The organism is Aliarcobacter skirrowii CCUG 10374 (assembly GCF_003544835.1).
GTDB lineage: Bacteria > Campylobacterota > Campylobacteria > Campylobacterales > Arcobacteraceae > Aliarcobacter > Aliarcobacter skirrowii.
On record NZ_CP032099.1, the window covers coordinates 1646654 to 1673055 of the forward strand.

25 protein-coding genes are annotated in these 26402 nt (G+C 29.4%); 6 read left to right on the forward strand and 19 right to left on the reverse strand.

The features are described 5' to 3' along the window. Window positions 1-112: 112 nt before the first annotated feature. From hemC to ASKIR_RS08650, 7 genes are all read right to left on the reverse strand, one after another. The gene (hemC, locus tag ASKIR_RS08620) at window positions 113-1051 is read right to left on the reverse strand and encodes a hydroxymethylbilane synthase (protein ID WP_115588146.1); all 939 of its coding nucleotides are present in this window, start codon (window positions 1049-1051) and stop codon (window positions 113-115) included. Beyond that, a complete protein-coding gene (locus tag ASKIR_RS08625; RefSeq protein WP_066350317.1) occupies window positions 1051-1887 on the reverse strand; it encodes a DsbA family protein in 837 nt (278 codons plus the stop codon). The genes hemC and ASKIR_RS08625 overlap by 1 nt, the downstream gene beginning before the upstream one ends. Window positions 1888-1898: 11 nt before the next feature. Next, on the reverse strand, window positions 1899-3602 hold the full coding sequence (locus ASKIR_RS08630; protein WP_066350319.1) for a DNA polymerase III subunit gamma/tau: 1704 nt from the start codon (window positions 3600-3602) through the stop codon (window positions 1899-1901). Then, window positions 3599-4381 (reverse strand): glutamate racemase, encoded by a 783-nt coding sequence (gene murI / locus ASKIR_RS08635; RefSeq protein ID WP_066350321.1) that lies wholly within the window; start codon window positions 4379-4381, stop codon window positions 3599-3601. Before murI ends, ASKIR_RS08630 begins: the two co-directional genes overlap by 4 nt. Window positions 4382-4482: 101 nt before the next feature. Beyond that, window positions 4483-5835, reverse strand: coding sequence for an NADP-specific glutamate dehydrogenase (gdhA, locus tag ASKIR_RS08640; RefSeq protein WP_066350322.1), 1353 nt, complete (start codon window positions 5833-5835; stop codon window positions 4483-4485). Window positions 5836-5974: 139 nt separating this feature from the next. Then, window positions 5975-7297 (reverse strand): transcription termination factor Rho, encoded by a 1323-nt coding sequence (rho, locus tag ASKIR_RS08645; protein WP_066160146.1) that lies wholly within the window; start codon window positions 7295-7297, stop codon window positions 5975-5977. 162 nt (window positions 7298-7459) lie between these two features. Beyond that, complete coding sequence (locus tag ASKIR_RS08650; protein WP_066160143.1) at window positions 7460-8056, reverse strand: peroxiredoxin; 597 nt, start codon at window positions 8054-8056, stop codon at window positions 7460-7462. Between the two features lie 166 nt (window positions 8057-8222). Here ASKIR_RS08650 and ASKIR_RS08655 point away from each other — a divergent pair, with 166 nt between their 5' ends. The 6 genes from ASKIR_RS08655 to ASKIR_RS08680 all read left to right on the forward strand — a co-directional run bounded on the left by ASKIR_RS08655 (window position 8223) and on the right by ASKIR_RS08680 (window position 11572). Next, window positions 8223-8495: a DUF362 domain-containing protein gene (locus tag ASKIR_RS08655; RefSeq protein ID WP_066160140.1), complete on the forward strand. Its 273-nt coding sequence runs from the start codon at window positions 8223-8225 to the stop codon at window positions 8493-8495. A 73-nt stretch (window positions 8496-8568) separates the two neighbouring features. Then, on the forward strand, window positions 8569-8982 hold the full coding sequence (ndk, locus tag ASKIR_RS08660) for a nucleoside-diphosphate kinase (protein WP_066160137.1): 414 nt from the start codon (window positions 8569-8571) through the stop codon (window positions 8980-8982). 6 nt (window positions 8983-8988) lie between these two features. Next, the gene (locus tag ASKIR_RS08665; RefSeq protein ID WP_066160135.1) at window positions 8989-9363 is read left to right on the forward strand and encodes a DUF177 domain-containing protein; all 375 of its coding nucleotides are present in this window, start codon (window positions 8989-8991) and stop codon (window positions 9361-9363) included. Between the two features lie 12 nt (window positions 9364-9375). Next, window positions 9376-9528: a 50S ribosomal protein L32 gene (gene rpmF / locus ASKIR_RS08670; protein WP_066160132.1), complete on the forward strand. Its 153-nt coding sequence runs from the start codon at window positions 9376-9378 to the stop codon at window positions 9526-9528. Further along, window positions 9528-10559, forward strand: coding sequence for a phosphate acyltransferase PlsX (gene plsX, locus ASKIR_RS08675; RefSeq protein ID WP_066350324.1), 1032 nt, complete (start codon window positions 9528-9530; stop codon window positions 10557-10559). Before rpmF ends, plsX begins: the two co-directional genes overlap by 1 nt. 14 nt (window positions 10560-10573) lie before the next feature. Further along, on the forward strand, window positions 10574-11572 hold the full coding sequence (locus ASKIR_RS08680; RefSeq protein ID WP_066350326.1) for a beta-ketoacyl-ACP synthase III: 999 nt from the start codon (window positions 10574-10576) through the stop codon (window positions 11570-11572). Window positions 11573-11587: 15 nt separating this feature from the next. Here ASKIR_RS08680 and ASKIR_RS08685 read toward each other — a convergent pair whose 3' ends face one another. From ASKIR_RS08685 to ASKIR_RS08740, 12 genes are all read right to left on the reverse strand, one after another. Beyond that, window positions 11588-12022, reverse strand: coding sequence for a hypothetical protein (locus ASKIR_RS08685; protein WP_066350328.1), 435 nt, complete (start codon window positions 12020-12022; stop codon window positions 11588-11590). Next, the gene (locus tag ASKIR_RS08690) at window positions 12023-14038 is read right to left on the reverse strand and encodes a dynamin family protein (protein ID WP_066350329.1); all 2016 of its coding nucleotides are present in this window, start codon (window positions 14036-14038) and stop codon (window positions 12023-12025) included. Next, a complete protein-coding gene (locus tag ASKIR_RS08695; RefSeq protein WP_115588145.1) occupies window positions 14038-16377 on the reverse strand; it encodes a dynamin family protein in 2340 nt (779 codons plus the stop codon). Before ASKIR_RS08695 ends, ASKIR_RS08690 begins: the two co-directional genes overlap by 1 nt. Window positions 16378-16474: 97 nt before the next feature. Next, entirely contained in the window at window positions 16475-17206 is a 732-nt protein-coding gene (locus ASKIR_RS08700) for a fumarate reductase iron-sulfur subunit (RefSeq protein ID WP_066160114.1), read from the reverse strand. Then, window positions 17206-19191 carry a fumarate reductase flavoprotein subunit gene (locus ASKIR_RS08705; protein ID WP_066350331.1) on the reverse strand — a complete coding sequence of 662 codons (1986 nt, stop codon included), beginning with the start codon at window positions 19189-19191 and terminating at the stop codon, window positions 17206-17208. The genes ASKIR_RS08700 and ASKIR_RS08705 overlap by 1 nt, the downstream gene beginning before the upstream one ends. Then, window positions 19191-19991, reverse strand: a complete 801-nt coding sequence (locus ASKIR_RS08710; RefSeq protein ID WP_066160108.1) for a fumarate reductase cytochrome b subunit — start codon at window positions 19989-19991, stop codon at window positions 19191-19193. The genes ASKIR_RS08705 and ASKIR_RS08710 overlap by 1 nt, the downstream gene beginning before the upstream one ends. Window positions 19992-20163: 172 nt before the next feature. Continuing rightward, window positions 20164-21684, reverse strand: a complete 1521-nt coding sequence (locus ASKIR_RS08715) for an NADH-quinone oxidoreductase subunit N (RefSeq protein ID WP_066160199.1) — start codon at window positions 21682-21684, stop codon at window positions 20164-20166. After that, complete coding sequence (locus ASKIR_RS08720; protein ID WP_066350333.1) at window positions 21684-23171, reverse strand: complex I subunit 4 family protein; 1488 nt, start codon at window positions 23169-23171, stop codon at window positions 21684-21686. The genes ASKIR_RS08715 and ASKIR_RS08720 overlap by 1 nt, the downstream gene beginning before the upstream one ends. 1 nt (window position 23172) lies before the next feature. Next, a complete protein-coding gene (nuoL, locus tag ASKIR_RS08725; protein ID WP_066350335.1) occupies window positions 23173-25062 on the reverse strand; it encodes an NADH-quinone oxidoreductase subunit L in 1890 nt (629 codons plus the stop codon). Further along, window positions 25059-25373, reverse strand: coding sequence for an NADH-quinone oxidoreductase subunit NuoK (gene nuoK / locus ASKIR_RS08730; RefSeq protein WP_066160100.1), 315 nt, complete (start codon window positions 25371-25373; stop codon window positions 25059-25061). Before nuoK ends, nuoL begins: the two co-directional genes overlap by 4 nt. A 1-nt stretch (window position 25374) precedes the next feature. Continuing rightward, on the reverse strand, window positions 25375-25902 hold the full coding sequence (locus tag ASKIR_RS08735) for an NADH-quinone oxidoreductase subunit J family protein (protein WP_066160097.1): 528 nt from the start codon (window positions 25900-25902) through the stop codon (window positions 25375-25377). After that, a complete protein-coding gene (locus ASKIR_RS08740; RefSeq protein ID WP_066160094.1) occupies window positions 25902-26402 on the reverse strand; it encodes a NuoI/complex I 23 kDa subunit family protein in 501 nt (166 codons plus the stop codon). Before ASKIR_RS08740 ends, ASKIR_RS08735 begins: the two co-directional genes overlap by 1 nt.

Genomic DNA, 26402 nt, shown 5'->3' on the forward strand with positions numbered 1-26402 from the left:
TCTCCTTTTAAATGGTTCCCATTTTAAAGGAACCGTTCATTTAATAAAGTCTTGAAAAAGAAATATATCGTAATTGTATAGCTAGAAACTAGCTTTTAAATCATAGAAATTATTATTTAAAAGCCATAGCTTCAGCTCTTTTTAGAAGCTCAACTGCACCTTTTTTTATAAACTCATTTGCAAAATCTCTTCCAGCACTCTCAAAAGAGTTTATATCTATAATTTTTTCATCTTTTATATATTCACTTCCATCAGGAAGTCCAACAATTGCAGATATTTTTACACTTTTTTCATCTAAAATTGTTGCTTTTACACCAATTGGAACTTGACAACCACCTTGAAGAGTATCCACAAAACCTCTTTCTATTGTTGACTCAATTTGTGCATTTTTATCATTTAAAACTTTTACTATCTCTATTATTTTTGGATCATTTGTTGTCTCAATTCCTAAAGTTGCTTGTCCCATAGATGGAATCATAACATCTGTTGAAATTGGAGTAAAATATTTAACCTCATTTTCTAAGTGTAGTTTCTCAATTCCTGTTGCTGCAAGTATTATTGCATCATACTCACCTGCATTTAGTTTTGCTATTCTTGTATTGATATTCCCTCTTAAATCTTTAAGTTCAATATCAGGTCTTAACATCTTTATAGCCATTCTTCTTCTTAAACTTGTAGTTCCAACAACAGCACCTTTTGGTAACTCTTCAATTGTTTTGTATTTGTTACTTAAAAGTGCATCTTGTGGATTAAATCTCTTTGAAACAGCAGCAAGAACTAAACCATCTTCAAACTGTGTTGGTACATCTTTTAGTGAGTGAACAGCTAAATGAGCACTTCCTTCAAGCATTGCAACTTCAAGCTCTTTTGTAAAAAGCCCTTTCCCACCAATTTTTGCCAAAGGAACATCTAAAATCTTATCCCCTTTTGTAGTAAACTCTTGAAGCTCTACTTCCATATTTGGATAGTGTTTTAAAAGCTCGGCTTTTATATACTCACTTTGCCAAAGTGCTAATTGACTTCTTCTTGTTGCAATAACTAATTTTTGCATTATTTAACTCCTTTTAACTTTTTATACTCTTCTTTTGTATTATCTTTTTTACCATTTACATAAATAGTTGGCGTTCCATTAATCAATAGTTTTTCAGCCATTAAAACCTCATCTTCTAAAGCTTTTTGATATTTTTCATCTTCAAGCTCTTTTAATGATATATTAGTTTTTAAAGCCTTATTAAAACTATTTAAGATAAGTTTTCTATCTTCACTATTTACATCAAAATATTTTTCCCATCTTATCTCATAAGCTTTTTTTATAATATTTTTATCATCTTGTTTAGCTATTTCTATTAGTTTTGATAGATCATTTGATGCTTTATGAATTCTTGTAAGTGGAAAAGCATAGTAGTATAAAGCAATATTCTCTTCATTTTTATTTACAAAATCTATAAGCTGTGGAATATAGTGTTGACAAAATGGGCATAATGGATCTGAAAAAACAACTAATCTATTTTTTGCGTTACTTTTTCCAGCAATTAATCTTGAATTATCATAATAACTCTCATTTATATCAGGTGCAATATTAGAACCAAAAGAGGTACCACTTTTTAAATCAAAAAGTTCAGTGGTAACCACTTGATTATTTGAAAACAGAATATCTTTTACTCTCATATTTCCATCTTGTGTATCTAAATCTAAATTTAGTACATATGCACTCCAATCACCTTTTATATCAAGTTTTTTCTTATAAAAAACCTCTACACTATTTAAAACAATATTTGGATTTTGACTCAATCTTTTTTTCTCAAACTCAATTACTAAGTTATCATTTGCAAAAACTACATTAAAAAAAATAGCAAAAAAAAGTGCCAATTTAAATATATTTTTCATAATCTCTCCTATTAAATTTTTGGTTTTACTACAATTCTTTTAATATCAAAAAGCTCTTTTGCTTGATTTATCATCTTTGTATCTAAAAGATCTTTTACCTCAAGCTCTTTTTGATTTAAGCTTTCAACACTACTATCCAAACTACTTGCAACACAACCTGAACTTGTAGCAAAACTCTCCTCTTCTTTAGGATTTAAAACTTCATTTAGCTCTTTTATTGGCTTTGATGTTTCGTTTATGGTGGCATCATCCTTTTTAAAATCTATTTTAGTATTTACTCCAAAAATATCACAAGTAAATGTTTTGATTAGATTAAAATGTTTATATAAAAAGTTTCTATCCTCATCTTTTGCATAAGATACAATGTTTAAAGTCTCATTTTCAAAACCATTATAAATAAAATTTCTCTCAAAACACTCTCCAAGTTCACTACTTCTATCGTAAAGCTTCTCAATTAAGATTTGATACTTATCCATAAAAATATCACTCTCTTCTTCAATAGCCTCATAAACAACTTCATCAACATCAGTTGTAACAACTTGTGCTTCTAAACTTTTTTGAACTACTTGAGGATTTGTTTTTGTTTCTATTTTTAATTCTTTTTTTGATTCAATTATTTGCTCAATTTTTTTATCAGGAATTGGTTTTATAGATTCAACTTGATTTAAAATCTCATCAATACTTTTTAAATTTGTAGCCTCTATAAGTTTCATAAAAGTTAAAATAAGAACAAAACTATCATCACTATTAAGAGATAAAAGGTGTTTTGAATCACCAATTATTCTAAAAAATCTCTCATAAAAAAATGTATTAAATCTGCTATCTTTTTCAAGCATTGCAGTTTTTAAATAGTTTGTCATCTCATTTAAAATCTGATTTGCTTCATAATTTTGCAACTCTTCTAAAAGTGGATTAAAATCATCTTTATTTAAAACTGTTTTAAATATTTTATCCATCATTTGTGGATCAATAAGTCCTAACATATCAACAACACTTGCAACATCTATATTTGCTTTTGAAAAAATTATAGCCTGATCAAGAAGTGTTAATGTATCTCTTAAGCTTCCTTGTCCACTTTTTGCAATAATCTCAAGTGCTTGTTTTTCAAAAGATATCTGCTCTTTATTTAAAATTGATGAAATATGATTTACAACATCACTTTGAGAAATTTTATTAAATCTAAAGTGCTGTGTTCTACTTAAAATTGTAGCTGGTAATTTTAATGCATCTGTAGTTGCAAGTATAAATTTTACAAATCCTGGAGGCTCTTCAAGAGTTTTTAAAAGTGCATTAAATGCTTGAGGTGTAAGCATATGAACCTCATCGATTATAAAAACTTTAAATCTAGCACTACTTGGTTTATACTTTGTATGCTCTATTAAATCTTTTATATCATCAATTCCTCTATTACTAGCAGCATCCATCTCTATAATATCAAGATGTCTTCCACTATTTGCACTAAGGCAGTGTTCACAAACTTCACAAGGTTTGCTAGTAGGTCCTTTTTCACATAAAAATGATTTTGCCATTATTCTTGCTGTACTTGTTTTTCCACTTCCTCTTAATCCTGAAAACAAATAAGCATGAGATAATCTATTTGAATCTAAAGCCAAAGATAGTGTTTGAGAAATTGTAGTTTGTCCTACTAAATCTTCAAATCTTCTTGGTCTATATTTTAGAGCTAAAACTCTATTTTCTACTATATTTTCACTCATATTTTACACTCGCTTAGCTCATATTTACTATCTTTTAAAATAAATTTTACCTTATCGAAATTTATCTTACTACTATATAAAATAGTGATATTTGAGCTATGTCTTCCATAATCTTTTAATAAACTTAGTTCAAATAATCTTTTTGCAACTGCATTTGCTGAATCAAAAAGTGTTATATTGTTATTAAAAAATGAGCTTATTTCATCTTTAATTATTGGATAGTGTGTGCAACCTAAAACTAAACTATCAATATTTTTATCTTTTAAAGGTTCTAAATATAGTTTTAGCATCTCTTTTGTTTTAGGATTATTTACCTCTCCATCTTCTATCTCTTTTGCTAAACCAGAACAAGGAATATGGTACAAATTTAACTTTTTACCTTTTGTCAAATTTGCAACTAACTCTTTATATTTTTCACCATTTATTGTAGATGGTGTTCCCATAATAGCAATATTTGAATTTTTTGAAAAATTTATAGCAGGCTTGAGTGCTGGTTCAACTCCAATAATTGGTAAATCTTTAAACTTCTCTCTTAAATGTTTTATTGCAACAGATGTTGCAGTATTACAAGCAATAACTAAAATATCAATTTTATAATTATCTAATAAGTAGTTTGTAATATCATCACATCTTTTTAAAATAATTGATTTTTCTTTCTCTCCATAAGGAGTATATAATGTATCTGCAACATAAAAAAACTCTGTGTGATTTACCATTTTTACGATAGAATTTAGTATTGTTAATCCGCCAATACCTGAGTCAAAAAGTCCTACTCTCAAACTATTCCTTATTTAATTTTTTCGCAAAATTATAGCTAAAAAACGATAAGAAACAGTCAAGTTTTAAGCAAAAGGAAGGGTTTCCTTAAGCTATATTTTTATCAAACAACACCTTGTTCAATCATAGCATCAGCTACTCTTCTAAATCCAGCTATGTTTGCACCTAAAACAAAGTTTGTAGGTTGTCCAAACTCTTCAGCAGTTTTACTAACTCTTTGGAAAATTCCTAACATAATTTGCTCTAGTTTTGAATCAACTTCTTCAAATGTCCAGTTAATCATAGCTGCATTTTGTGCCATCTCTAATTGACTTGTAGCAACACCACCAGCATTTGCTGCTTTTCCAGGTCCATAAGCTATTTTTTTCTCAACAAAATAATCAACAGCTTCATTTGTAGATGGCATATTAGCACCTTCACTTACACAAAAACATCCATTTTTAATAAGCTCTTTTGCATCTTCTAAATTTAACTCATTTTGAGTAGCACTTGGGAATGCTGCAAAACAAGGAACAGACCAAACTGCATTTCTTCCAACTGGATAATCTTCCACAGGAGTATATTTTGCATTTTTTCTATATTTCACATACTCTGTAAGTCTTGCTCTTTGATTCTCTTTTAACTCTTTAAGTAAATCTAAATCAATTCCCTCTTCATCTAAAATCATACCTTTTGAATCACTACAAGTAATAGGTAGTGCACCTAAATGATACAGTTTTTCAATTGTGTAAATTGCAACGTTTCCAGAACCTGATACTACACATCTTTTTCCTTTAAGAGTCTCTCCTCTAGCATCAAGCATATTTTTTGCAAAATATACACAACCATAACCAGTTGCTTCAGTTCTAGCTAGCGAACCTCCCCATTTTAAAGATTTACCTGTAAAAGTTCCATCATATCTGTTTGCTAATTTTTTATACATACCAAACATATATCCGATTTCTCTTCCACCAACTCCAATATCTCCTGCTGGAACATCTGTAGTTGCACCGATATGTCTATAAAGTTCTGTTACAAAGGCTTGGCAAAATCTCATGATTTCATTTTCACTTTTTCCTTTAGGATCAAAGTCACTTCCACCTTTTCCACCACCAATTTGTAAACCAGTTAAAGCATTTTTGAATATTTGCTCAAATCCTAAGAATTTAATAATTCCAGTATTTACACTAGGATGGAATCTTAATCCACCTTTATATGGTCCTAATGTTGAGCTAAACTGTACTCTATAACCTTTGTTGATTTGGATTTCACCTTTATCATCAATCCATGTTACTCTAAACATTACTTGTCTTTCAGGTTCTAACAACCTTTCTAACACTTTTTGGTCTTTGTATTTTGGATATTTATCGAATAGTGGTTCAAGTGAGTGTACTACTTCTTCAACGGCCTGATGAAACTCATTTTGTGCTGGGCTAGTTCTTTTTAGATACTCTAAAATCTCTTTTAAGTTTGCCATTGTCCTTCCTTTAGTTCAAATTTCGGGAAACAATCTTACCAGAGGTTTTATTTGATTTTGCTGAAAAAGATGTAAAATATCTACAAATTTGTAAATATTTTACATTTATATACATTTTTAAGAAGATTTTAAGTAACTATTACTCATTCATTGAGGCAAAAAACTCATCATTATTTTTTGTTTTTTGCATTTTTGGATATAAAAATTTAAGAACATCAACTTCATCCATCTCTGCCATTGCATTTCTTAATATCCATGTTTTTTGTAAAATATCAGGGCTTAAAAGAAGTTCCTCTTTTCTAGTTCCTGATTTAACAATATCAATAGCTGGATAAACTCTTTTATTAGCTGCATTTCTACTTAATACAACCTCAGAGTTTCCTGTTCCTTTGAACTCTTCAAAAATAACTTCATCCATTTTTGAACCAGTATCAATAAGTGCAGTTGATATAATTGTAAGGCTTCCGCCCTCCTCTATATTTCTTGCAGCTCCAAAAAATCTTTTTGGTTTGTGTAAAGCATTTGCATCAACTCCACCTGAAAGAACTTTTCCAGATGATGGTGTTACAGTATTATAAGCTCTTGCTAATCTTGTAATAGAGTCAAGTAAAATTACAACATCTTTTTTCATCTCTACAACTCTTTTTGCTTTTTCAATAACAATTTCAGCAACTCTAACATGATTGTGTGCTGGTAAGTCAAATGTTGAACTATATACTTCACCTTTTACACTTCTTTGCATATCAGTAACCTCTTCAGGTCTTTCATCAATTAATAGAACCATTAAAGTAACTTCTGGATGATTTTTTGATATTGCGTGTGCTAACTCTTTTAAAAGTTCTGTTTTACCAGTTTTTGGAGGTGCCACTATTAAACTTCTTTGTCCTTTCCCCATTGGAGCAAAAAGATCCAAAACTCTCCCTGTTAATTTTTGTGAATCAAATTCAAACTTAAATTTTGTAGTAGAGTATAAAGGAGTTAAATTATCAAATAGAGGTCTATTTTTAGAATCTTTTACTGGTAGATAATTTATTGCTTCAATTTTAAGTAGTGCATTATATTTCTCACTATCTTTGTTTGGTGGTCTAACTTGCCCTGTAACAATATCACCTGTTCTTAATGCAAATTTTCTAATTTGTGTAGCACTAACATATGAGTCATTTGATGTATCAGAAAAATTTCCATCAATTGCTCTTAAAAAACCAAATCCACCCTCTTTTATCTCTAAAATACCAGTAAATAATATGAAGCCACCTGCATCAATTTGAGAAGCAAGTATCATAAACATTAAATCTTGTCTTTTTAACTCTTGAGGATTTTCAACTTCAAGTTCATTTGCAATATCAATTAGAGTCTCAAGAGGAAGTTCTCTTAATTGTTCTATCCTATAACCTTCAACAGGTACATGGGTTCTTGTTTTTTTTGTAGTTTTCGTTTTTTGTTCTTCTTTAGATTCTTCCATAAAAGTTGTTACCTTTGATTTTAGATAGAAATATATCTATTTTTTGTAGTTTTTTGTAGCTTTGTAATAAAGTAAAGTGAAATTTTAATTAATATTTTATAATTTGTCAAGAAAAAAGAAAAAGAGGCAGTTACTGCCTCTTTTGTAAAGATAAATTAAATATTATAATTTTTCTGAATTTTTTCCTAAGTATTCAGCAACACCATCTTTGTCTGCTTTCATACCTTCGTCACCTTTTTGCCATCCAGCTGGACAAACTTCTCCATGCTCGTTAGTAAATAACATTGCATCTACCATCCTAATCATCTCATCAACATTTCTTCCAAGTGGTAAGTCATTGATTACTGCATGTCTAATTGTTCCATCTTTATCAATTAAGAAAGATCCTCTTAATGCAACTGATTCACCAAATAATACATCATAATCTTTTGCAATTTGTTTTGTAATATCAGCAACCATTGGGAATTTTACTCTTCCAATACCACCATTTGCAACTGGTGTTTCTCTCCATGCAAAGTGTGAGAATTGAGAGTCAATTGAACAACCAATTACTTGAATTCCTCTATCTTCAAACTCTTTAATTCTGTTTGAGAATGCAATAATTTCTGATGGACAAACGAAAGTAAAGTCTAAAGGCCAGAAAAATAGTACCGCACCTTTTTCTCCAATATTTTTGTATAGATTGAAATCTTCTACTATCATTCCATCTGCTAAAACAGCTGTAGCTGTAAAATCAGGAGCTTTTTTTGTAACTAACATTTTTAATCCTTTTGTAATAAATTTTAAATTGATGGTGGAATTTTAACAAAAAAAATTTAGAAATAGCTTAAATATAAAAAAGTTTTTTAAAAGATAAAAATTATCTTTAATAATATTTTTATTTTTACTTAGCTAAAGTTTCTAAAAAAATTATGGAGATATTAATATGGCAGTTTTAATTACTGATATTTGTATAAGCTGTGATGCTTGTTTAGATGAGTGTCCAGTTGGAGCAATTGTTGATAATGATGATAACCCAACAGGTGAAGATATTTATTATGTATATAAAGATAAATGTGTAGAGTGCGTTGGACACAATGATGCACCTGCATGTGCTGATGCTTGTCCTACAGAGGGTTGTATAGTTTGGGATGAAGCAGGTTCTAGTAAAATTGAGAAAGATGATAGAGGAGCTGCTGGAGAACCAGTAGTTGAATAATTATTAAAAAACTTGCTTTTTTATAAGATTTCAGATATAATCCGCGACTTAAAAAAATAAAGAGGAATTAAAGATGGAAAGAACACTATCAATTATTAAACCAGATGCAGTAGCAAAAAATGTTGTAGGAAAAATCTTAGACAGATTTGAAAGTGCTGGTTTAAAAATTGCAGCTACTAAAAAAATGCAATTAAGCAAAGCTGATGCTGAAGCTTTTTATGCAGTTCATGCAAGTAGACCTTTTTTCAAAGATTTAGTTGAATTTATGATCTCTGGACCAGTTGTAGTTTCAGTTTTAGAAGGTGAAAATGCAATGGCAAAAAATAGAGAGTTAATGGGTGCAACAAATCCAAAAGAAGCAGCAGCTGGAACAATTAGAGCTGATTTTGCTGAATCAATTGATGCAAATGCAGTTCACGGAAGTGACTCATTAGAAAATGCTGCAATCGAAATTGCATTTTTCTTCTCACAAAGAGAGATTTGTTAATAAACTATGAAAATAGAGTTTAAAAAAGTACCACAAGATAAAAAAGATTTAAAAGTATCTTTTGATTCAGTAAATATTGAAGGTACTTTTTGTAGAATTTCACCTAGTTTAGTAAAAATAGAAGCAAAACTTACAGGTGAAGTTTTAGTTGATTGTTCTAGATGTCCTAAAGATATAGAGTTAAAGTTAAATGAAGATTTAAATCTTCTTATATCAAATGGTATTTTTAAAGGCATAGAGGATGATTTTTTAGTAATTGAAGTTGATGAAATTATTGATTTTGATGAAATTATTAAAAGTGAAATAAATAGTATAAAAAGTGATTACTATTTATGTAGTGATTGCAAAAATGACAACACTAATTTTGAAAAAGAATTTTAAAAGGAGAATAATATGGCAGTACCAAAAAGAAGAGTTTCACACTCAAGAGCGGCTAAAAGAAGAACACATTATAAAATTACACTTAAAAAACCTGTAAAAGATAGTGATGGTTCTTGGAAAATGCCTCATATGGTTAATCCAAACACTGGTGAATATAAAAACTAATGATAAGAATAGCAATAGATGCAATGGGCGGGGACTTCGGTCCTGAGCCAATTATAGAAGGGCTTATATTAGCCATTAGAAACAACAATAACTTTACAGCACTTGCTGTTGGTGATAAAGATATTTTATCAAAACTAATCCCTACTACCTTTTTAAATAGAATTGAAATTATTGATACTAAAGATGTAATTAGTATGAATGATCATGCAACTGATGCATTAAAAAGAAAAGAGTCAACAATTTATAAAGCAATTGAATTAGTTCGTGAAGGAAAAGCTGATGCTGTTGTATCTGCTGGACATTCAGGAGCTACTATGTCTTTGGCTACTTTAAGAATTGGAAGAATCAAAGGTGTAAGTAGACCTGCAATTGCTACACTAATGCCTACAAGTGAAAATCAAAATACTTTAGTACTTGATGTTGGAGCAAATGTAGATAGTGATGCTAAAAATTTATTTGAATTTGCAGTTATGGGTCAAGCTTATGCTCAAACTGTATTAAGATTAGATGAACCAATAGTGGGACTTTTAAGTAATGGTGAAGAGGAGAGCAAGGGTAACGAAGTTACGAAAGAAGCTTATAAACTAATCTCTAAAATTCCAAACTTTGCTGGTAATGTTGAAGGTAATGATATTTTCAAAGGAACTGTTGATGTTGTTGTTTGTGATGGTTTTGTAGGAAATATTCTATTAAAAACAGCAGAAGGTGTTGCTGATACAATTAGTAAAATTATGAAAAAAGATTTAAAGCGTTCTTTAATTGCAATTACTGGTGCAGTTTTAATGAGAAAAGTATTTAAAAATCTAAAAGTAAAGGTTGATTATGCTGAATATGGTGGAGCACCATTACTTGGAGTTAAAGCACCTGTTATTATATCTCATGGAAAATCAAATCCAAAAGCTATAAAAAATGCAATATTTCAATCACTTTTATCTGCTAGTTCAAATCTTGAAGATATTATTGAGAAGAGATTAGCAAAATATTCTGCTAAAGAAGAGAGTAATTGCGAAACAACTGCAACTACTTTATAATGAAGGATTAATTTATGATATATGCAGCTTTTAGATCTATTGGTGCTTACATTCCACCAAAGATTATGACAAATGCAGACTTTGAAAAAATTATTGATACTACTGATGAGTGGATTACAAGAAGAACAGGTATAAAAGAGAGAAGATTAGCTGAAAAAGAGGAAGCTTCTTCTGATTTAGGAGCAAGAGCTGCTGAACTTGCTATACAAAGAGCAAATATATCAAAAGATGAGATTGATTTGATTATTTGTGCAACTGTTACTCCTGATTACTTATGTATGCCTTCAACTGCTTGTTTGATTGCATCTAAAATTGGTATTACAAATGTTATGGCATTTGATGTTAGTGCTGCTTGTACAGGATTTGTATATATTTTAAATATTGCAAAAGCATTTATTGAGTCAGGTTTGAAGAAAAATGTTTTGATTATTGGTGCTGAGAAATATAGTTCAATTTTAAACTATGAAGATAGAACGACTTGTTTTATATTTGGAGATGGCGCTGGAGCTGCAATTATTAGTGCTACAGATGATAAAAGCGAAGCTATTATTGATGTTAGTTGCTCTAGTGATGGAACTTATGAAGATTTAATAAAAACAGCTGGTGGAGGGAGTAAACATCCTTGTTCTCAAGAGGTTTTAGATGCAAAAATGGCATGTATCTCTATGAAGGGGAATGAGACTTTTAAACTAGCTGTTAAAACTTTAACTTCAGATGTACAAGAGATGATGAAAAGACATAATTTATCAAATGAAGATATAAATCATTTTATTCCTCACCAAGCGAACTATAGAATTATAAAAGCAGTTGGAGAAGCTTTGAATTTAACAGATGAACAAACTGTTGTAACTGTTGATAAATATGCAAATACTTCAGCCGCATCAATTCCTATGGCTATGAATTATGCTTTTGAGCAAGGTAGAATTAAAGCTGGTGATACAGTCTTATTTGATGCCTTTGGTGGTGGTCTTACATGGGGATCAGCTCTATTTAAATTCTCACCTAAAAAATAGTTTTAAAACTATTTTTTAGTTAAACTTTTTATTATTTGGATTATTTTTAAAAACATCAAAAGAGTTCTTCTTTGATTCTTTACTCTCTTTTTCTATAGTTGCACATAAATTTAAAACTAAAATATTTTCATCTACAATTACTTGAAATATCGATTCAAATGGAACTTTTAGCACACTTCCAAAATTATCTTGCCCAAATCCAGCTTCAAAAAATAAATCATTTTCATTTGTATGTGCTGATTCAAAAGTATAACCAGCCAGTGAAAATAGTGAGTATTCATTTAGATTTTTTGATATCTCTTCTGGTAATTTTGGATCAAAACTAATATTTTTAATATTTGCAACTATTCCAAAATGTATCTGTTCTTCAAGTAAAAACTCTATAGACTCTTTTACATTTTTTGAAGATATATCTATATATTTTTGATTTCTTAATATATTTTTTAACATTTAAATCTCACTTTTTATCTTTTCTAAGTCTTTAATTTTTTCTAAATATTGATTCTTTCTATTTTTTACAAACTCTATTCTATCTTGATTTATCTCTAAATATTGCTCTTTAGAGTATTTTATAATTTTAAATAGGTAATTTCTTTTTGATGTCAAAAAATCCTCAATTTTTTCAAATGCAAAGTTTGCTTTTAATTTTGCAACTATCTCATCTTCTCTTGGATGAGAGATTGAAAATCTAGTTGGCTCTTTTTTATATAACTCTTCACTTTCAATAATTTGTTGCTCAAAGTGTGCAATAGTTGCTTGTGTTGTTTGAATATATGAATAAGATAAAGCTCCATTAAAATATGCAAATTTCTTTCTTAAAGCTGAAATATTCTCTAATATTGCTTTATGGTACTCTCTTAAAACATTTTCATAAACTTTTGCTGCAAAGTGTCTTGTATTTGAAAACTCAGCATCAGATGCAATCTCTCTATTCTTTCTTATAAGTTCATAAGGCTCTTGCCAATTTACAACATCATTTCTAATCATTCTATAAACATCTCTAAATGCCTCATCGCTATCTAGTTCAACATTTTTAAGGAGTTTAATTGAACGCTTAAACATCTTATCTATTGTTTGATCATCATAAAAAAGAGCTTTATAAACTGCATCTGAATCAATCCAGTAAGTTTCATATTCAACTTTTTCTATCTTTTCACCAAAGAAATTTTTAGACTCATCAAATCTAAAAGCTTTCTTTGTTTTGATATTTTTAAATGTTTCATGAGCTATTTTTTCCATAACTGAAATTAGTGAGTTATATATTGTAAATAGATCTTTTGAATATTTTGATAATATCTCATCAAAAGCTTTTAAAACTTTCTCTTCTGTGTTAGTTAAAACTTCAACTAAAGCATCATATACTTTTAAAATTGTCTCATACTCTTTTATTAAAATATCACAAAAACTTCTTAAATCTTTTTTAATTGCAAACTCTTTTGCCTCTTGAGCTTGTGGTCTTATTGAATTATTAATAAAATCTAAAACCTCTTGAATATTTGACTCTTCAAGAAGTTTTGTATTATCACTTGTATCACTATTTTTTATATTTTTAATGCTGTTTTTATATTCACTTAATAAAGAGTCAATTTTGCTCTCATTTGAGTCTTTAAGCTCATTTTTTAAACTATTTATAAAATCTCTATTTTGATCTTCAATTAATATATCTTTATGACTAGCTCTTCCTTCTAAAGCTTTAATAGCAGATATTGGAACAACTTTTGCAAAATATTTACTAAATTTCTCTTTTACATAGTTTGTTGTTGTCTCAACTTGCTGTGGAGTTAATTTGTCTTTTTGGTTTAAAACACATAAAGATTTATTTTTAAAATGTTGCATATACTCTTCTAAAACTTGAGCCTCAGATAGCTTTCCAGCATTATCAATAAGTGTAAGCCATATAATTCCACCAACATCTTTTAAAACTCTTCTTGTAACATCTGTATCACTTTGAGATTGTGAGTTAAGTCCTGGAGTATCAACAAATGAGATATCTTTTAAAATTGGCATTGGAGCATAAAGTGTTAAGTATTTGATATTTTTCATATCATCTTGTCTTTGATCTGTAAAATCAGCAATACTCTCAATTGGTGCATACTCTGTTGCTCCTGAGTAGTAAGTTATTTTTAATTTAAACTCATCTCCATAATTTATAAAATTTACTTTTGAAGTAACAGGTGTAATACCAGTTGGTAAAATATTTCTAGATAAAAGTGCATTTAAAAAAGTCGATTTCCCTGCACTAAATTGTCCAGTAATTGCAACTTCCATAGGATATCTAGCACGACGAATCTGTTTATTTAAAATTGTTTTTAATTCACTTGATGGTAAAAACTTCTCATCTAAAAGTTTATCTATCGTTTTTTTAATCTCTCCAACTAATCCATCTTCATAAACAATCTCTTTATCACTTAGATTTTGGTTATACTCTTCAATAAAATTTTTTAAGATATTTAAATTTGCACTCATTAATTTAATCCTTTAATATCTGTTAATATTGACTCTAGTTTTTTAATATTTTGATGTATTAAGACTGAATTTTTAGCCCTATTTTCGTCATTTTCTTTGAAGTTTTGTAGCTCTTTTTCCAAAGTTTCTTCATCATTTTTTATCTTCTGTTCATAAGCAATAACTGGAGTATTTAAAGTTTTAAAGAAGTTATCAATTAAAATTTGACTTAAAGATTTTGCTTTACTTTGAATATCTTTTACAATTGGTTCAAACTCTGATTTTATAATATCTTGTAAAGCTCTTTCTAGTTCATTTAATTTGGACTCTTTTGAGTTATTTGTCTCTTTTACAATTAAATTTACCAATACTTCATTGCTTGAAGTTAAAAACCCACTTTTAAAATCATCTTGGAAAAATCCTCTAGCATCAAAATTATCATTTTTATGTCCTAAAGTAAATCCTAAATCATGATATTTTTGTTCACACTGCTCACCAATTGTTTGAGATTTTTTTATAAATTTGTATCTATAATCTCTAATAATATCAATTATTCCATCTTTAATTGCTGTTTGAACAATAGTTCTTACTCTTTGCTCATCTGCTCTTTTTTTATCTTTTTGAAAACTATATCTAGCATCATTTATAACTCTTTGTTTTACAACATTTTGAAGCTCAATTAACTCACTTTGCAAAAATGTATCAAGTGACTCTATGTAGTTTTTTGCATCGCTTTTATAAAAGTTTATATCCTCTTTTATGCTAAATAAAACTCTTTGTTTTTTCTCTTTATTTTTTTTAAGCTCAGATAGTTCAGCTTCTAATTCATCTTTTGATTTTCCAAGAAGTTTTAACTCATAATTAAAAAAGCTTATTTGTTTCTCTAATAGTCTTGAAAGTTGAGTTTTTGTTGATTGAATTACCAAATCACCTTTTTGTGAATTTGTACCAAAAAGTGATTCATATAAATACTCTTCAATCTCTAAAATTCCAGTATCTTCGATTTTAAATCCAGCTTTTAAAGCCTCATCTTCTCTTCCTGTTCTATGAAGAAGTGCCATGTATCCAGAAATTGGAATAAATTTTATACTTTTTAAAATATGGTCAAGTTGTGAATCTTTATTTTGTGCTTTTAGTTGTCTTTGAATTGAAGTTTTTGTATAGTTTATAACCTCTTCCAAACTCTTTTTAGAAACAGTATCTGCTCGTGTAATTACAACTAATAGTTTAGAGATATTTTGATATAAAACAGCATCAATTATAAACTCAACATCTTTTAATGTTGCACTTTGCGACACATTCATAAGATGCAACATCATATCGCACTTACTTATATACTCTTTTGTAATCTCCTCTCTTTGAATTACAGGGTCATCAAGTCCAGGTGTATCAACTATTTCAATACCATCACTTAAAAACTTTAAATCAGCACCTAACTCTACATATTTTACAAGATTACATTTTTTTCCACTATGATCTGCTGATGTGTAAGATTTTAAATCGTTTATATCAACTTCATCAAATCTTGAACTATCTTTTATATAATTTTTTAAATCATCTTTAAATACTCTTTTTGTCTCTTCAACAAACTCTCTCATACTCTCTAAATTTTTTGCACTATTTTCAATCTTTTCCCACTCTTTTTTATCCCAATAAAAAACTTTTGCATTTGGTGTAGGATTATGTTTTACTATAGTTAAATTTGCTGTTTCAGGAACAACCGCACTTCCTAAAATCTCTTTTCCCATTAAAGCATTTAACATAGTTGATTTTCCAGCATTCATAACACCTGTTATTCCAATAGAAAATTTTTGATTATTTAAATACTCATTTATAGTTGCAAGCTCATTTTTTAATTCACTACTTTTTATATACTCTTGTAAATCTCTTATTAAATTCTCAAAATTGGCTTTTAAATCTTTATATGAAATTTTTTCAATCTCTTCTTTCGTATCAATCTTTTCAATATTTAAATTTAACTCTTTATAATCAAATAGTGAAGTAAGTTTTGTATAACTCTCTTGGTTTATTATATGTTGATCTTTTAAGTATGAAAGTGAGTTATGAATAGTATCTAAGCTATTTTTTGTACTATTTTTTGCAATATTATCAACAATTTCATATTGAATATGATTTAACTCACTTAAACTTGTTGGAGGTTTTATATCTAGCTGTCTACATAAATCTTTAAATGATTCTAAGTTTATAAACTTATTGTAGTTTTTTCGATTTGCACAAATTATAAGTGCAAAAATTGTTAAATGATTATCATCTAAATTATCTCTTAAAGGCTCTAAATCTAAACTCTTTTCAAATATTAATCCATGATAAAGTAAAAAATAGTCACTTGCTAAACTCATCTTCTCTCCTAAAATAAAAAAAGTTAAATACCATTTAAATATGATATTTAACTTTTTCTATTATTTAGATTTATGAGAGTAAAACTCTCATAAATTTTTATCTTAGTGCTACTAATTTTCTTCTTAAGTAAGCAATTTTATTTTGTAGTGGTAAATGTTTTGGACAGTGGTCTTCACAAGCCATTAATGACATACAACCAAATACTCCATCATCATCTCCAACTAACTCATAGAAATCTTCCGCAGTTCTATTATCATGTGGATCTATATCAAATCTTGCAATTCTATTTAATCCAACTGGTCCAACAAAGTTTGGTCTCATTAGCATTGTTCCACAAGAAGCAACACAAATACCACACTCAATACATCTATCAAGTTCAAATGTATCGTTTGCTAGTTTTGGATCAACTCTTTGCTCCATTTTTGAGATATCAACCTCTTCATTTGAGTGAATCCAAGATTCAACTCTTTTGCTCATAGCATCCATCCATTTACCTGTGTTTACTGATAAATCTTTGATTAGTTCAAATGCAGGCATAGGCATTAATTGTAATTTTCCAGTTGGATAGTTTGCAATTAGTGTTCTACAAGCAAGTGCAGGTTTTCCATTTACCATCATTCCACAGCTTCCACAAATTCCAGCTCTACATACGAAGTCAAAAGATAAATCAGCATCATAATTTTCTCTAATTAAGTTTAATGCAATAAAAAGAGTCATACCTGGAGTCTCTTCTAATTTAAACTCTACAAAGTGAGGTTTTGAAACCTTACTTCTAGGATTATATTTAAGAACTGAAATTGTAATTTCTCTACCTTTTTGTGCGCTCATTATTTATCTCCTGCTCTTTCGTTTTTCTCTTTGTAGTTCATTGGTAAATTAAATGGCATTAATGCATCTTGAATTTCATGTCTATCTTTACCTTCATTTTGCATTTTTTCTGTAATCTCATCAACTTGAGCTTGTCTAACTGCTGATTGTTCATGCTCAATAATCATACCCTTCGCACCATAACCTCTAAACGCTGGTGGCATCTCCATTTTCATAATATCAAGTGGCTCATAAGATATAGTTGGTTCCATATCATTTTTATTTGGCCAAGATGTTAAAGTTCTATTTAACCAGTTTTTATCATCTCTCATTAAATAATCTTCTCTATAGTGAGCACCTCTTGATTCAGTTCTATCTCTTGCACCTTTAGCAACACAAAGTGCAACTTTTAACATTTTTGGAACTCTATATGCCTCTTCAAGTTCTGGATTTCCAGCTTTTTCTTTTGATTTAACTGTGATTTGTTTAGTTTTAGCTAAAAGTTCTTTTAACTCTTCAACAGCCTCTTTTAGTGGTTCACCACTTCTAAAGATACCAACTTTCTCATCCATTAACTCTTTCATTCTATTTTTAATTTTGAAGATATCTTCATTTCCATTGTAAGATAAAATCTCATCAATATATGCTTCTTGCTCATCAACAAATTTTTGAACAACAGAAGTTGGAATTGTTACATCATTTTCTAAACAGAAATCTGCAAAATAGTTTCCAATAATCATACCAGCAACAACTGTTTCAGAAACTGAGTTTCCTCCAAGTCTGTTAAATCCGTGCATATCCCAACAAGCAGCTTCTCCACAAGCAAATAGACCTTTTAGGTTTTGTGACTCACCAGTTGGTTTTGTTCTAATTCCACCCATTGAGTAGTGTTGCATTGGAAGAACTGGTGCCCAACCTTTTGGACCCTCATCAGCTGGATCAATACCGTTGAAAATTTGACAAATTTCTTGAACGTCTCTTAAGTTTTTCTCAATATGCTCTCTTCCTAAAATAGAGATATCTAACCATACGTGGTATCCATAAGGAGAAGGAACACCTTTACCATTTCTAATATGTTCAATCATTCTTCTTGAAACAACATCTCTTGATGCTAATTCTTTCTTCTCAGGCTCATAATCTGGCATAAATCTGTGACCATCAACATCTCTTAGAATTCCACCATCTCCTCTACAACCTTCTGTTAATAAAATTCCAGATGGAACGATTGGTGTTGGGTGAAATTGTACAGCTTCCATATTTCCTAATGTTGCAATTCCAGTCTCTAAAGCAATAGCAGCACCTGTACCTTCACAAATTACAGCATTTGTAGTTTGTTTAAATACTCTTCCATATCCACCTGTTGCAATACAAGTTCCTTTTGCAACATAAGCTTCTAATTCACCTGTAATTAAATCTCTAACAACTGCTCCATAACACCTTCCATCTTCATGAATTAAGCTAATTGCTTCTTTTCTATCTCTAATATCAACATTATGTTTTAAAGCTTCATTTGCAACACCAAATAACATTGTATGACCTGTTGCATCAGCTGTGTAACATGTTCTCCATTTTTTAGTACCACCAAAATCTCTTGAAGTGATAAGTCCGTGTCTATCTTCATCTTCTGTTATAGTTGTTTTTTTAGCATTAATAACAGCTTCTCTAGTACCTTTTTCAACTCTTGACCAAGGAACCCCCCAAGCTGCTAACTCTCTAATAGCTTTTGGTGCAGTGTGTACGAACATTCTAGCAACATCTTGATCACATCCCCAGTCACTACCTTTTACAGTATCTGCAAAGTGTAAATCTTCATTATCACCATCACTCATTTTAGAGTTTCCTAAAGATGCTTGCATACCACCTTGAGCAGCAGCACTATGAGATCTTTTAACTGGAACTAAAGATAATACAATAGTACTTAAACCTTTTTTTTGTGTAGCAACAGCAGCTCTAAGACCTGCAAGTCCTCCACCAATTACTAATGCATCACAGTAATTAATTTTCATTATGCGATTCCTCCAACACTTTTAGTTTTCATTTCATAATTCATAATCTTAGCAGATGGCTGGAATGAATCTCTTGGAATATTATTTTTAGAGTTTTCATAACCTATTTTCATATAAGCTGCTAATGAAGCAAATCCTAAAACTAAGAAAAACACTGTTAAAGCCCATTTAACTTTTTTAAGTGCTTTTCTAGTAGCTTTTGGATTTTCACCATCAAACCATCCCCATTTTACACAAAGTCTATATAGACCAATTGTTCCGTGGAATTCAACTGCTAATAGTAAAAGAATATATAGTGGCCACATATACTCATCCCAAACTCTAGCACTACTTTCATATGGTCCAATCTGATCTGGATGAGTCATAATTACATATAAATGAACTGAACCCAAAAAGAACATTGCAAAACCTGTAAATGCTTGCGTAAACCAAAGTTTTGTATCATCATGACCCATACTTTTTGAATGAGCTTTAATTACTTGATACTGTTTAAAATTCCCTGGTAATTTTCTCATACCTAAAGCTGCATGAACTATAAAAATAATAAAAATAATTAAAGCAGCAATAGATACTAAAAGTGGATTTCCACCTTCAAATATAAAGCTACCCTCCAATAATTTAGTAACTTGGTACATAAAATCATTTGACACTAAAATTGATGCAACAAGTAACATATGTGCCCACATAAATAGAGCTAAAAATCCACCTGTAAAACTTTGAATAAAATCAAGTTTTGCAGGAAGTCTGCTCTTTTTACCCTCTGTTGTTTTTCCTAAATAACCCTCTACTAGGTCACTCATATCCTATCCTTTCTTCAAGATTTAATTTTTACATAAAATAATATCCAAATATAGATTTAATATATATCAAGTAAATGTTATTTTATCGGTTTTATCTGTAAGATTGTAGAAAAGTTACATTTAGCCTATTAAAGGCTAAATGTTTATTTAATAAGTGTGTAAAAATTATACTCTATTTTAAAAAAAGAGATTGTACTGCTACTTGTGCAAAATTAATTAATGTATCAATATTTAATACAGGTATAAAGAATACAATAGCAGATCCAATTCCTCCAATCAGCGTTAAAATAGCTACAAAAAGTGTTGCATAAGTTGAAACTCTACTATCATCAAACTCTTCACCTTTGCACTCACTATTTGCAGGATAAAAATACATAACTGCAATTAATCTTAAGTAGTAGTACATAGATATAATTGTTGCAACTATTGCTAAAACAGCAATAGCAATATATCCAGCTTTAATTGTTTCAGTAAATACATAAATTTTTCCTATAAAACCAATAGTTCCTGGAATTCCAGCAAGTGATAAAAGAAATATTGTCATCATTGCTGCTAAAAATGGTCTTTGTTTTGCTAAACCTTTAAAATCATCATAAGTAACTTTTGTATTTGTATCAGAAATTATATGAGATGCTAAACCAAAAGTTCCAAGAGCTGATAATAAATAAGCAATTAGATAAAACATTATTGAATAAGCAGCATCAATATTTATAATTCTATCATCGGCATATGTTAATGCTAAAAATGCTAGTAGTAAATATCCTGTATGAACAATTGATGAAGCTGCTAACATTCTTTTTACTATTTGTTGAGTGATTGCTAACCATGTTCCAAAAACTAAAGTCAATATAATAATTACTTGTAATATTCCATCCCAAAAATCAACTATTGGAGATATATACTCTAACATTATTCTTAAAAAGAATGAGAAAATTGCAATTTTAAATGTTGATGCCATATATGCTGTAATAACTATTGGAGCACCTCTATAGATATCAAGTACCCATGATTGGAATGGAAATGCAGCAATTTTAAATAAAAATGTAAATAAAATTAGTGTTAATCCTATATAAACTAATGGTAAAGTTTGACTATTTGGATTTATAACATAACTGTATATATCAGCTAAATTTGTACTTACAACTGCTCCATAAACTAATACAGTTCCAAGAAGATAGAATGCTCCAATAAAAGCACCTAAAACTAAATATTTAAAAATTGCTTCAACTCTTTTAGAGTCATCTCTATTGTATCCAACCATAATATAAACACTAAATGATGCAATTTCTAATGCAATAAATGCAGTTATTAGTTCATTTGCTTGTGCTAAAACCATCATTCCAAATAGAGCAAATAATAAAATACTAAAAAACTCACCTTTAAAATATTTTCTATTTTGAATATAGTGTTCACCAATTAAAATTGTAAGAAGTGTTCCTAAAATTAGAAGAATATTAAAGAAGTTTGAAAAAGTATCAAATGTTAATACATTATTCAAAAATCCTTCATATGGTTGAACTGAATATAGTGTATTTACATTAAAAAGTGTAAATACCAAAGCAACAACTAAAAAAAGTGATGATACAAATATATGGCTCTTTATAGTAATGTTATCATACATACTCATAAAAAGTAGTGTAATAGCTCCAAACAATACCAACAAAGTTGGCATTAAATATATAAATTCACTCATCATTTTGTTGCTCCAATTTGTAAAATATCTTGTAAATAGTGAGTAACTGTTGGTTCAAATTTATCAATAAAAATCTCTGGATAAACACCCATTATAAACACTAAAATAACCCATGGAATTAATCCAACAATCTCTTTTATTTTTAAATCTCTCATTTTAAGTTCTGCTGAACCTTCAGGTCTATCTTGCAATATTGCTCTTTGAAACATCCACAACATATATGAAGCTCCAATAATTACAGATAGTGCTGCAACTGCTCCTAAATAAGGATTAAAATTAAATACTCCAAAAATAATTAAAAGTTCAGATACAAATCCATTTGTTCCAGGTAATCCAACATTTGCAAAAAGCATAATTGCAAAAATAAATGTAAATATTGGTGCTTTTTTTGCAATTCCACCTAAATCTTTAATTGTTTTAAATCCAGTTTGCTCTTGCATTAAACCAACAAGTAAAAATAGTGCTCCAGTTGCAATTGCGTGAGCAATTACTAAATATAGTGCTCCATTAATACCATAACTATTTAGTGAAAATATACCAGCAGCAATAAAACTTAAGTGAGAAGCTGAAGAGTATGCAAACATTCTTTTAATATCGTCTTGCATAAGAGCTGCAACTCCAAAATATACTAAACCAAATAGACCAAGAATTACAAACCAAGTAGCATATTCAACATAAATATCTGGGAAAATTGGAATTAAGAATCTAACAATTGCATAAACTCCTAGTTTTGCCATTATTGATGATAGTAAAAAAACAGCACCTGTTGGAGCATTTTTATATGTCTCCATAATCCAAGTGTGTAGTGGAAAAAGTGGAACTTTAATAGCAAATGCTGCTAGGAATGCCAAAAATAACCAAACTCTAGTTGATCTATCAAGCTCTGTTACCATCATTAAATTATCATAAGCAAATGACCAAACTCCAAACTCATTAAAGTAAGCAACTCCAAGATATAAAATACCTACAAGCATTAAAAGTGATCCAGCCATTGTATAAACTGTTACTTTAATTGTTGTAAATACTTTATCTCCAAATCCATATTGACCAATCATTAAAAATACTGGTAGAAGCATAATTTCCCAGAAGAAATAAAATAGTATTAAATCAAGTGATAATAAAGCTCCTGTAACTCCTGTTTGAACTAAAAGCATATTTATCCAATAACCTTTAGTTTTACCTTCCCATAAAAGAAGATATGATGTTGGAATTAAAATTGCAATCATCATAAGAATTGTTAAAGAGAAACCATCTAATCCAATATAGTAATTAATACCATAAGTTTCTATCCAAGATACATTTGTAACAAACTGCATACCAGCACTTGGCTCAAACTCTATATAGATTTTTAATACAAGTGCTAAAATAACAGTTGTTGTTAAAAATGCTATATTTCTAATTGTATTTACATCTTTTGTAGTAATCATTAATCCAATTGCTACAACAGCTGGTAAAAATATAATAAATGAAAGAATATCTGCACTCATATTATAACCCTAATGAAATATATAAATAAACAAATATACAAGCCATTCCAATTAGCATAAATGCTGCATAGAATCGTACATTTGCATTTTGAATTAATGCAACTTTTTTACCAATCTCAACAAAGTTTGTTGAAGACTTCATAATAAAGGCATCAATAATCTTATCGTCAACAACTTTATCAATAAATCTTGATAGAGCTTTTGTAGATTTTACAAATAGTAAATCATATAACTCATCAACATAAAGTTTTCTTCCAATAAATCCTGTCTCTAACTCTGGTTTATCTAAATCATAATTTGCATATTTCTTATAAGCAATAAATATACCACTTGCAGCAACTATTACTGAAAGTGCCATTAATATATACTCTGTACTATGAGATAAAGTAATTGCTTTTGAGTTAAGAGAGCTTAACCAAGTATCAACTAAATGAGTTCCACCAAATACTGCTGGGAAGTTTAAAAAACCTGCTCCAACTGCTCCAATTGCTAAAACTACAAGAGGGAAAGTTATTGTTCTACTTGTATATACATAATCTTTATGACCGCTTTTATTTGGTGCAACAAATACAATAAAATAGAGTCTAAACATATAAAATGCTGTTAAAAATGCAGTAAATAGTGCTAAACCATAAATTAGATATTGTCCTTCTTGGAATGCTGCTGCTAGAATTGTATCTTTTGAGAAAAATCCAGAAAATGGAGGAATACCTGATATTGCAATAACACCAATTAAAAATGTTGCAGATATAATTGGTAATTTTGCTCTATGTTTTGCAATATTAAATATATTTTGCTCATGGTGAAGTGCAATAATAACTCCTCCAGCTCCCATAAATAACATTGCTTTAAAGAATGCGTGTGTAAATACATGGAAAAGTCCACTTGCATAGAAACCTAAACCAACAGCTATAAACATATAACCTAATTGACTCATTGTTGAGTAAGCAAGTATCTTTTTAATATCTGTTTGTCTTGTTGCAATAACTGCAGCAAGAAGAGCTGAAAATGCTCCAATATATGCAATAAAAATTCCAATCTCTTCAATTCCACTATATAAAAAGTGAAATCTTGCAACCATATAAACCCCAGCTGTAACCATTGTAGCAGCGTGAATTAGTGCTGAAATTGGAGTTGGACCTGCCATGGCATCTGGAAGCCATGTATATAGTGGAATTTGAGCTGATTTACCCATTGCTCCAACAAATAGTAATATACCAATTACTATTAACCAACCATTTGAAACATTTGTTAAATTTTCTTCAATTGAAGAGAAAGATAAATCAACTTCTCCTAATGCAAAAAATAGTGCTGCAACTCCTAGTAAAAATCCAAAATCACCTACTCTATTAACTATAAATGCTTTATTTGCAGCTTCAACATTCTCTTTACTTCCATAATAGAACTTAATTAAAAGATATGAACAAACTCCAACACCTTCCCAACCAATAAATAAAATAATTGGGTTATCAGCAAGAACTAGAATTAACATAGATGCTAAGAATAGATTAAAGTAAGCAAAGAATTTACCAAACCCTTCATCACCTCTCATATAACCAACTGCGTAAATATGAATTAACCAACCAACAAATGTAACAAACATTGACATAAAAATTGATAGATTATCACCTAAAAGTGCCATGTCAATGTTTAAATAACCAATATTTAACCAAGTAAATAGGTATTGATTATAAACTATATTTTCACTTACCATATTTAAAAATAGGCAAAGTGTAATAATAAATGCTATAAATGGTGTAACTGTTCCTATAGCTGCAAAATAGAGTTCAGAAACTTTTTGTTTTTTAATACTATAAAAGTATAAACCACCATTTAATATTGCACCAATAAGTGGTGCTAAGATTATCCATATTAGTAAATTTGTACTCATCTTTTTTCTCCTTGAGATAAAGATGTAAAGATATCTGTATCAAGTGATCTTTTAGCTCTAAATAGAAGAATAATTACAGATAAGAATATTGCAGCTTCAGCAGCAGCAATTGATATAACCATAATAGTTATAATTTGTGGATCTATATCAAAGTAGTATCTTGCAAAAGTTACTAAAAACAGTGTAATTGCATTTAACATAAGTTCAATTGACATATAAACAACAAATATATTTCTTCTTGATATTACTCCAATTGCACCAATTGAAAAAAGTATCATTGATATAAATGCGAATGAATTTAGTGTCATCATCTTATTCATCCCCCTTTGAAATTAGTTTTGTATCTCTTTTTTTAGCAAGAACAACAGAACCTACAAGAGCAATTAGTAGAAGAATTGAGATTAATTCAAATGCTATAATCCACTCATTATAAAGTATCATTCCAACAGGTTTTATATCTCCAAAATCACTATTTTCTATTGGATACAAATCCTTTGATGGAAGATTTGAAACAGCTTTTAAAACTAAGATATTTAATGGAATCATTAAAGCTACACCCAAAGCTATTAATTTATATTTTGCTGGTTCTTGTGGAAGATCTTCATCTTTAATATTTAAGAACATCAAAATAAATAATAGTAGTGCCATAATAGCTCCTGCATAAACTATTATTTGAACCATAAAAAGTAGTGTTGCATTTAAAAGTGCGAACATCCCAGCAATACTTAACATTGTAATTAGAAGACCTAATGCACTATACATTGGGCTTTTATATACAAGCATAGCAATTGCACCTGTAATTGCAAAAAATGCTAAAGCAATAAAAATTATATCAGCCATTATTCAAAATCCTTTGATCTCTCATTTTTCATAAGAGCTTTTTTATCTAGTACAAACTCTTCTCTTGTAGAAGCTGTAAATGAAAAAATTCCAGTATCCATTCTAATTGCATCACAAGGACAAGCCTCTACACAATATCCACAGAAAACACACTCTAAAAGGTCAATTTTAAACTCTTTTGGTCTTTTTTCATCAACTCCGTCAAATCTCTCTTCAGCCTCTATAAAAATACACTCAGCTGGACAAGCAGTTGCACACATAAAACAAGCAACACACTTCTCAGTTCCATCATCATGTTTTGTAAGTCTATGAACCCCTCTATATCTTTCAGTAATATCACTTGGCTGAACCTCTGGATACTGTAAAGTATTTAAGTTATCAAGATCTTTTAAATTTTTATAGAAGTGCTTGAAAGTTGTCTTCATTCCTCCAGCAATTGCTGGAAGAAATAACTTATCTTTTAACGATTTTCCATATCTTGGTACTACTTTTACTGCCAT

Excerpts from the sequence above, each read along its gene's own strand:
- hemC (WP_115588146.1), bottom strand. The coding sequence starts at position 1,051 with ATGCAAAAATTAGTTATTGCAACAAGAAGAAGTCAATTAGCACTTTGG.
- ASKIR_RS08625 (WP_066350317.1), bottom strand. The coding sequence starts at position 1,887 with ATGAAAAATATATTTAAATTGGCACTTTTTTTTGCTATTTTTTTTAAT.
- ASKIR_RS08630 (WP_066350319.1), bottom strand. The coding sequence starts at position 3,602 with ATGAGTGAAAATATAGTAGAAAATAGAGTTTTAGCTCTAAAATATAGA.
- gdhA (WP_066350322.1), bottom strand. The coding sequence starts at position 5,835 with ATGGCAAACTTAAAAGAGATTTTAGAGTATCTAAAAAGAACTAGCCCA.
- rho (WP_066160146.1), bottom strand. The coding sequence starts at position 7,297 with ATGGAAGAATCTAAAGAAGAACAAAAAACGAAAACTACAAAAAAAACA.
- ASKIR_RS08650 (WP_066160143.1), bottom strand. The coding sequence starts at position 8,056 with ATGTTAGTTACAAAAAAAGCTCCTGATTTTACAGCTACAGCTGTTTTA.
- ASKIR_RS08655 (WP_066160140.1), top strand. The coding sequence starts at position 8,223 with ATGGCAGTTTTAATTACTGATATTTGTATAAGCTGTGATGCTTGTTTA.
- ndk (WP_066160137.1), top strand. The coding sequence starts at position 8,569 with ATGGAAAGAACACTATCAATTATTAAACCAGATGCAGTAGCAAAAAAT.
- ASKIR_RS08665 (WP_066160135.1), top strand. The coding sequence starts at position 8,989 with ATGAAAATAGAGTTTAAAAAAGTACCACAAGATAAAAAAGATTTAAAA.
- rpmF (WP_066160132.1), top strand. The coding sequence starts at position 9,376 with ATGGCAGTACCAAAAAGAAGAGTTTCACACTCAAGAGCGGCTAAAAGA.
- plsX (WP_066350324.1), top strand. The coding sequence starts at position 9,528 with ATGATAAGAATAGCAATAGATGCAATGGGCGGGGACTTCGGTCCTGAG.
- ASKIR_RS08680 (WP_066350326.1), top strand. The coding sequence starts at position 10,574 with ATGATATATGCAGCTTTTAGATCTATTGGTGCTTACATTCCACCAAAG.
- ASKIR_RS08685 (WP_066350328.1), bottom strand. The coding sequence starts at position 12,022 with ATGTTAAAAAATATATTAAGAAATCAAAAATATATAGATATATCTTCA.
- ASKIR_RS08690 (WP_066350329.1), bottom strand. The coding sequence starts at position 14,038 with ATGAGTGCAAATTTAAATATCTTAAAAAATTTTATTGAAGAGTATAAC.
- ASKIR_RS08695 (WP_115588145.1), bottom strand. The coding sequence starts at position 16,377 with ATGAGTTTAGCAAGTGACTATTTTTTACTTTATCATGGATTAATATTT.
- ASKIR_RS08700 (WP_066160114.1), bottom strand. The coding sequence starts at position 17,206 with ATGAGCGCACAAAAAGGTAGAGAAATTACAATTTCAGTTCTTAAATAT.
- ASKIR_RS08705 (WP_066350331.1), bottom strand. The coding sequence starts at position 19,191 with ATGAAAATTAATTACTGTGATGCATTAGTAATTGGTGGAGGACTTGCA.
- ASKIR_RS08710 (WP_066160108.1), bottom strand. The coding sequence starts at position 19,991 with ATGAGTGACCTAGTAGAGGGTTATTTAGGAAAAACAACAGAGGGTAAA.
- ASKIR_RS08715 (WP_066160199.1), bottom strand. The coding sequence starts at position 21,684 with ATGAGTGAATTTATATATTTAATGCCAACTTTGTTGGTATTGTTTGGA.
- ASKIR_RS08720 (WP_066350333.1), bottom strand. The coding sequence starts at position 23,171 with ATGAGTGCAGATATTCTTTCATTTATTATATTTTTACCAGCTGTTGTA.
- nuoL (WP_066350335.1), bottom strand. The coding sequence starts at position 25,062 with ATGAGTACAAATTTACTAATATGGATAATCTTAGCACCACTTATTGGT.
- nuoK (WP_066160100.1), bottom strand. The coding sequence starts at position 25,373 with ATGATGACACTAAATTCATTCGCATTTATATCAATGATACTTTTTTCA.
- ASKIR_RS08735 (WP_066160097.1), bottom strand. The coding sequence starts at position 25,902 with ATGGCTGATATAATTTTTATTGCTTTAGCATTTTTTGCAATTACAGGT.
- ASKIR_RS08740 (WP_066160094.1), bottom strand. The coding sequence starts at position 26,402 with ATGGCAGTAAAAGTAGTACCAAGATATGGAAAATCGTTAAAAGATAAG.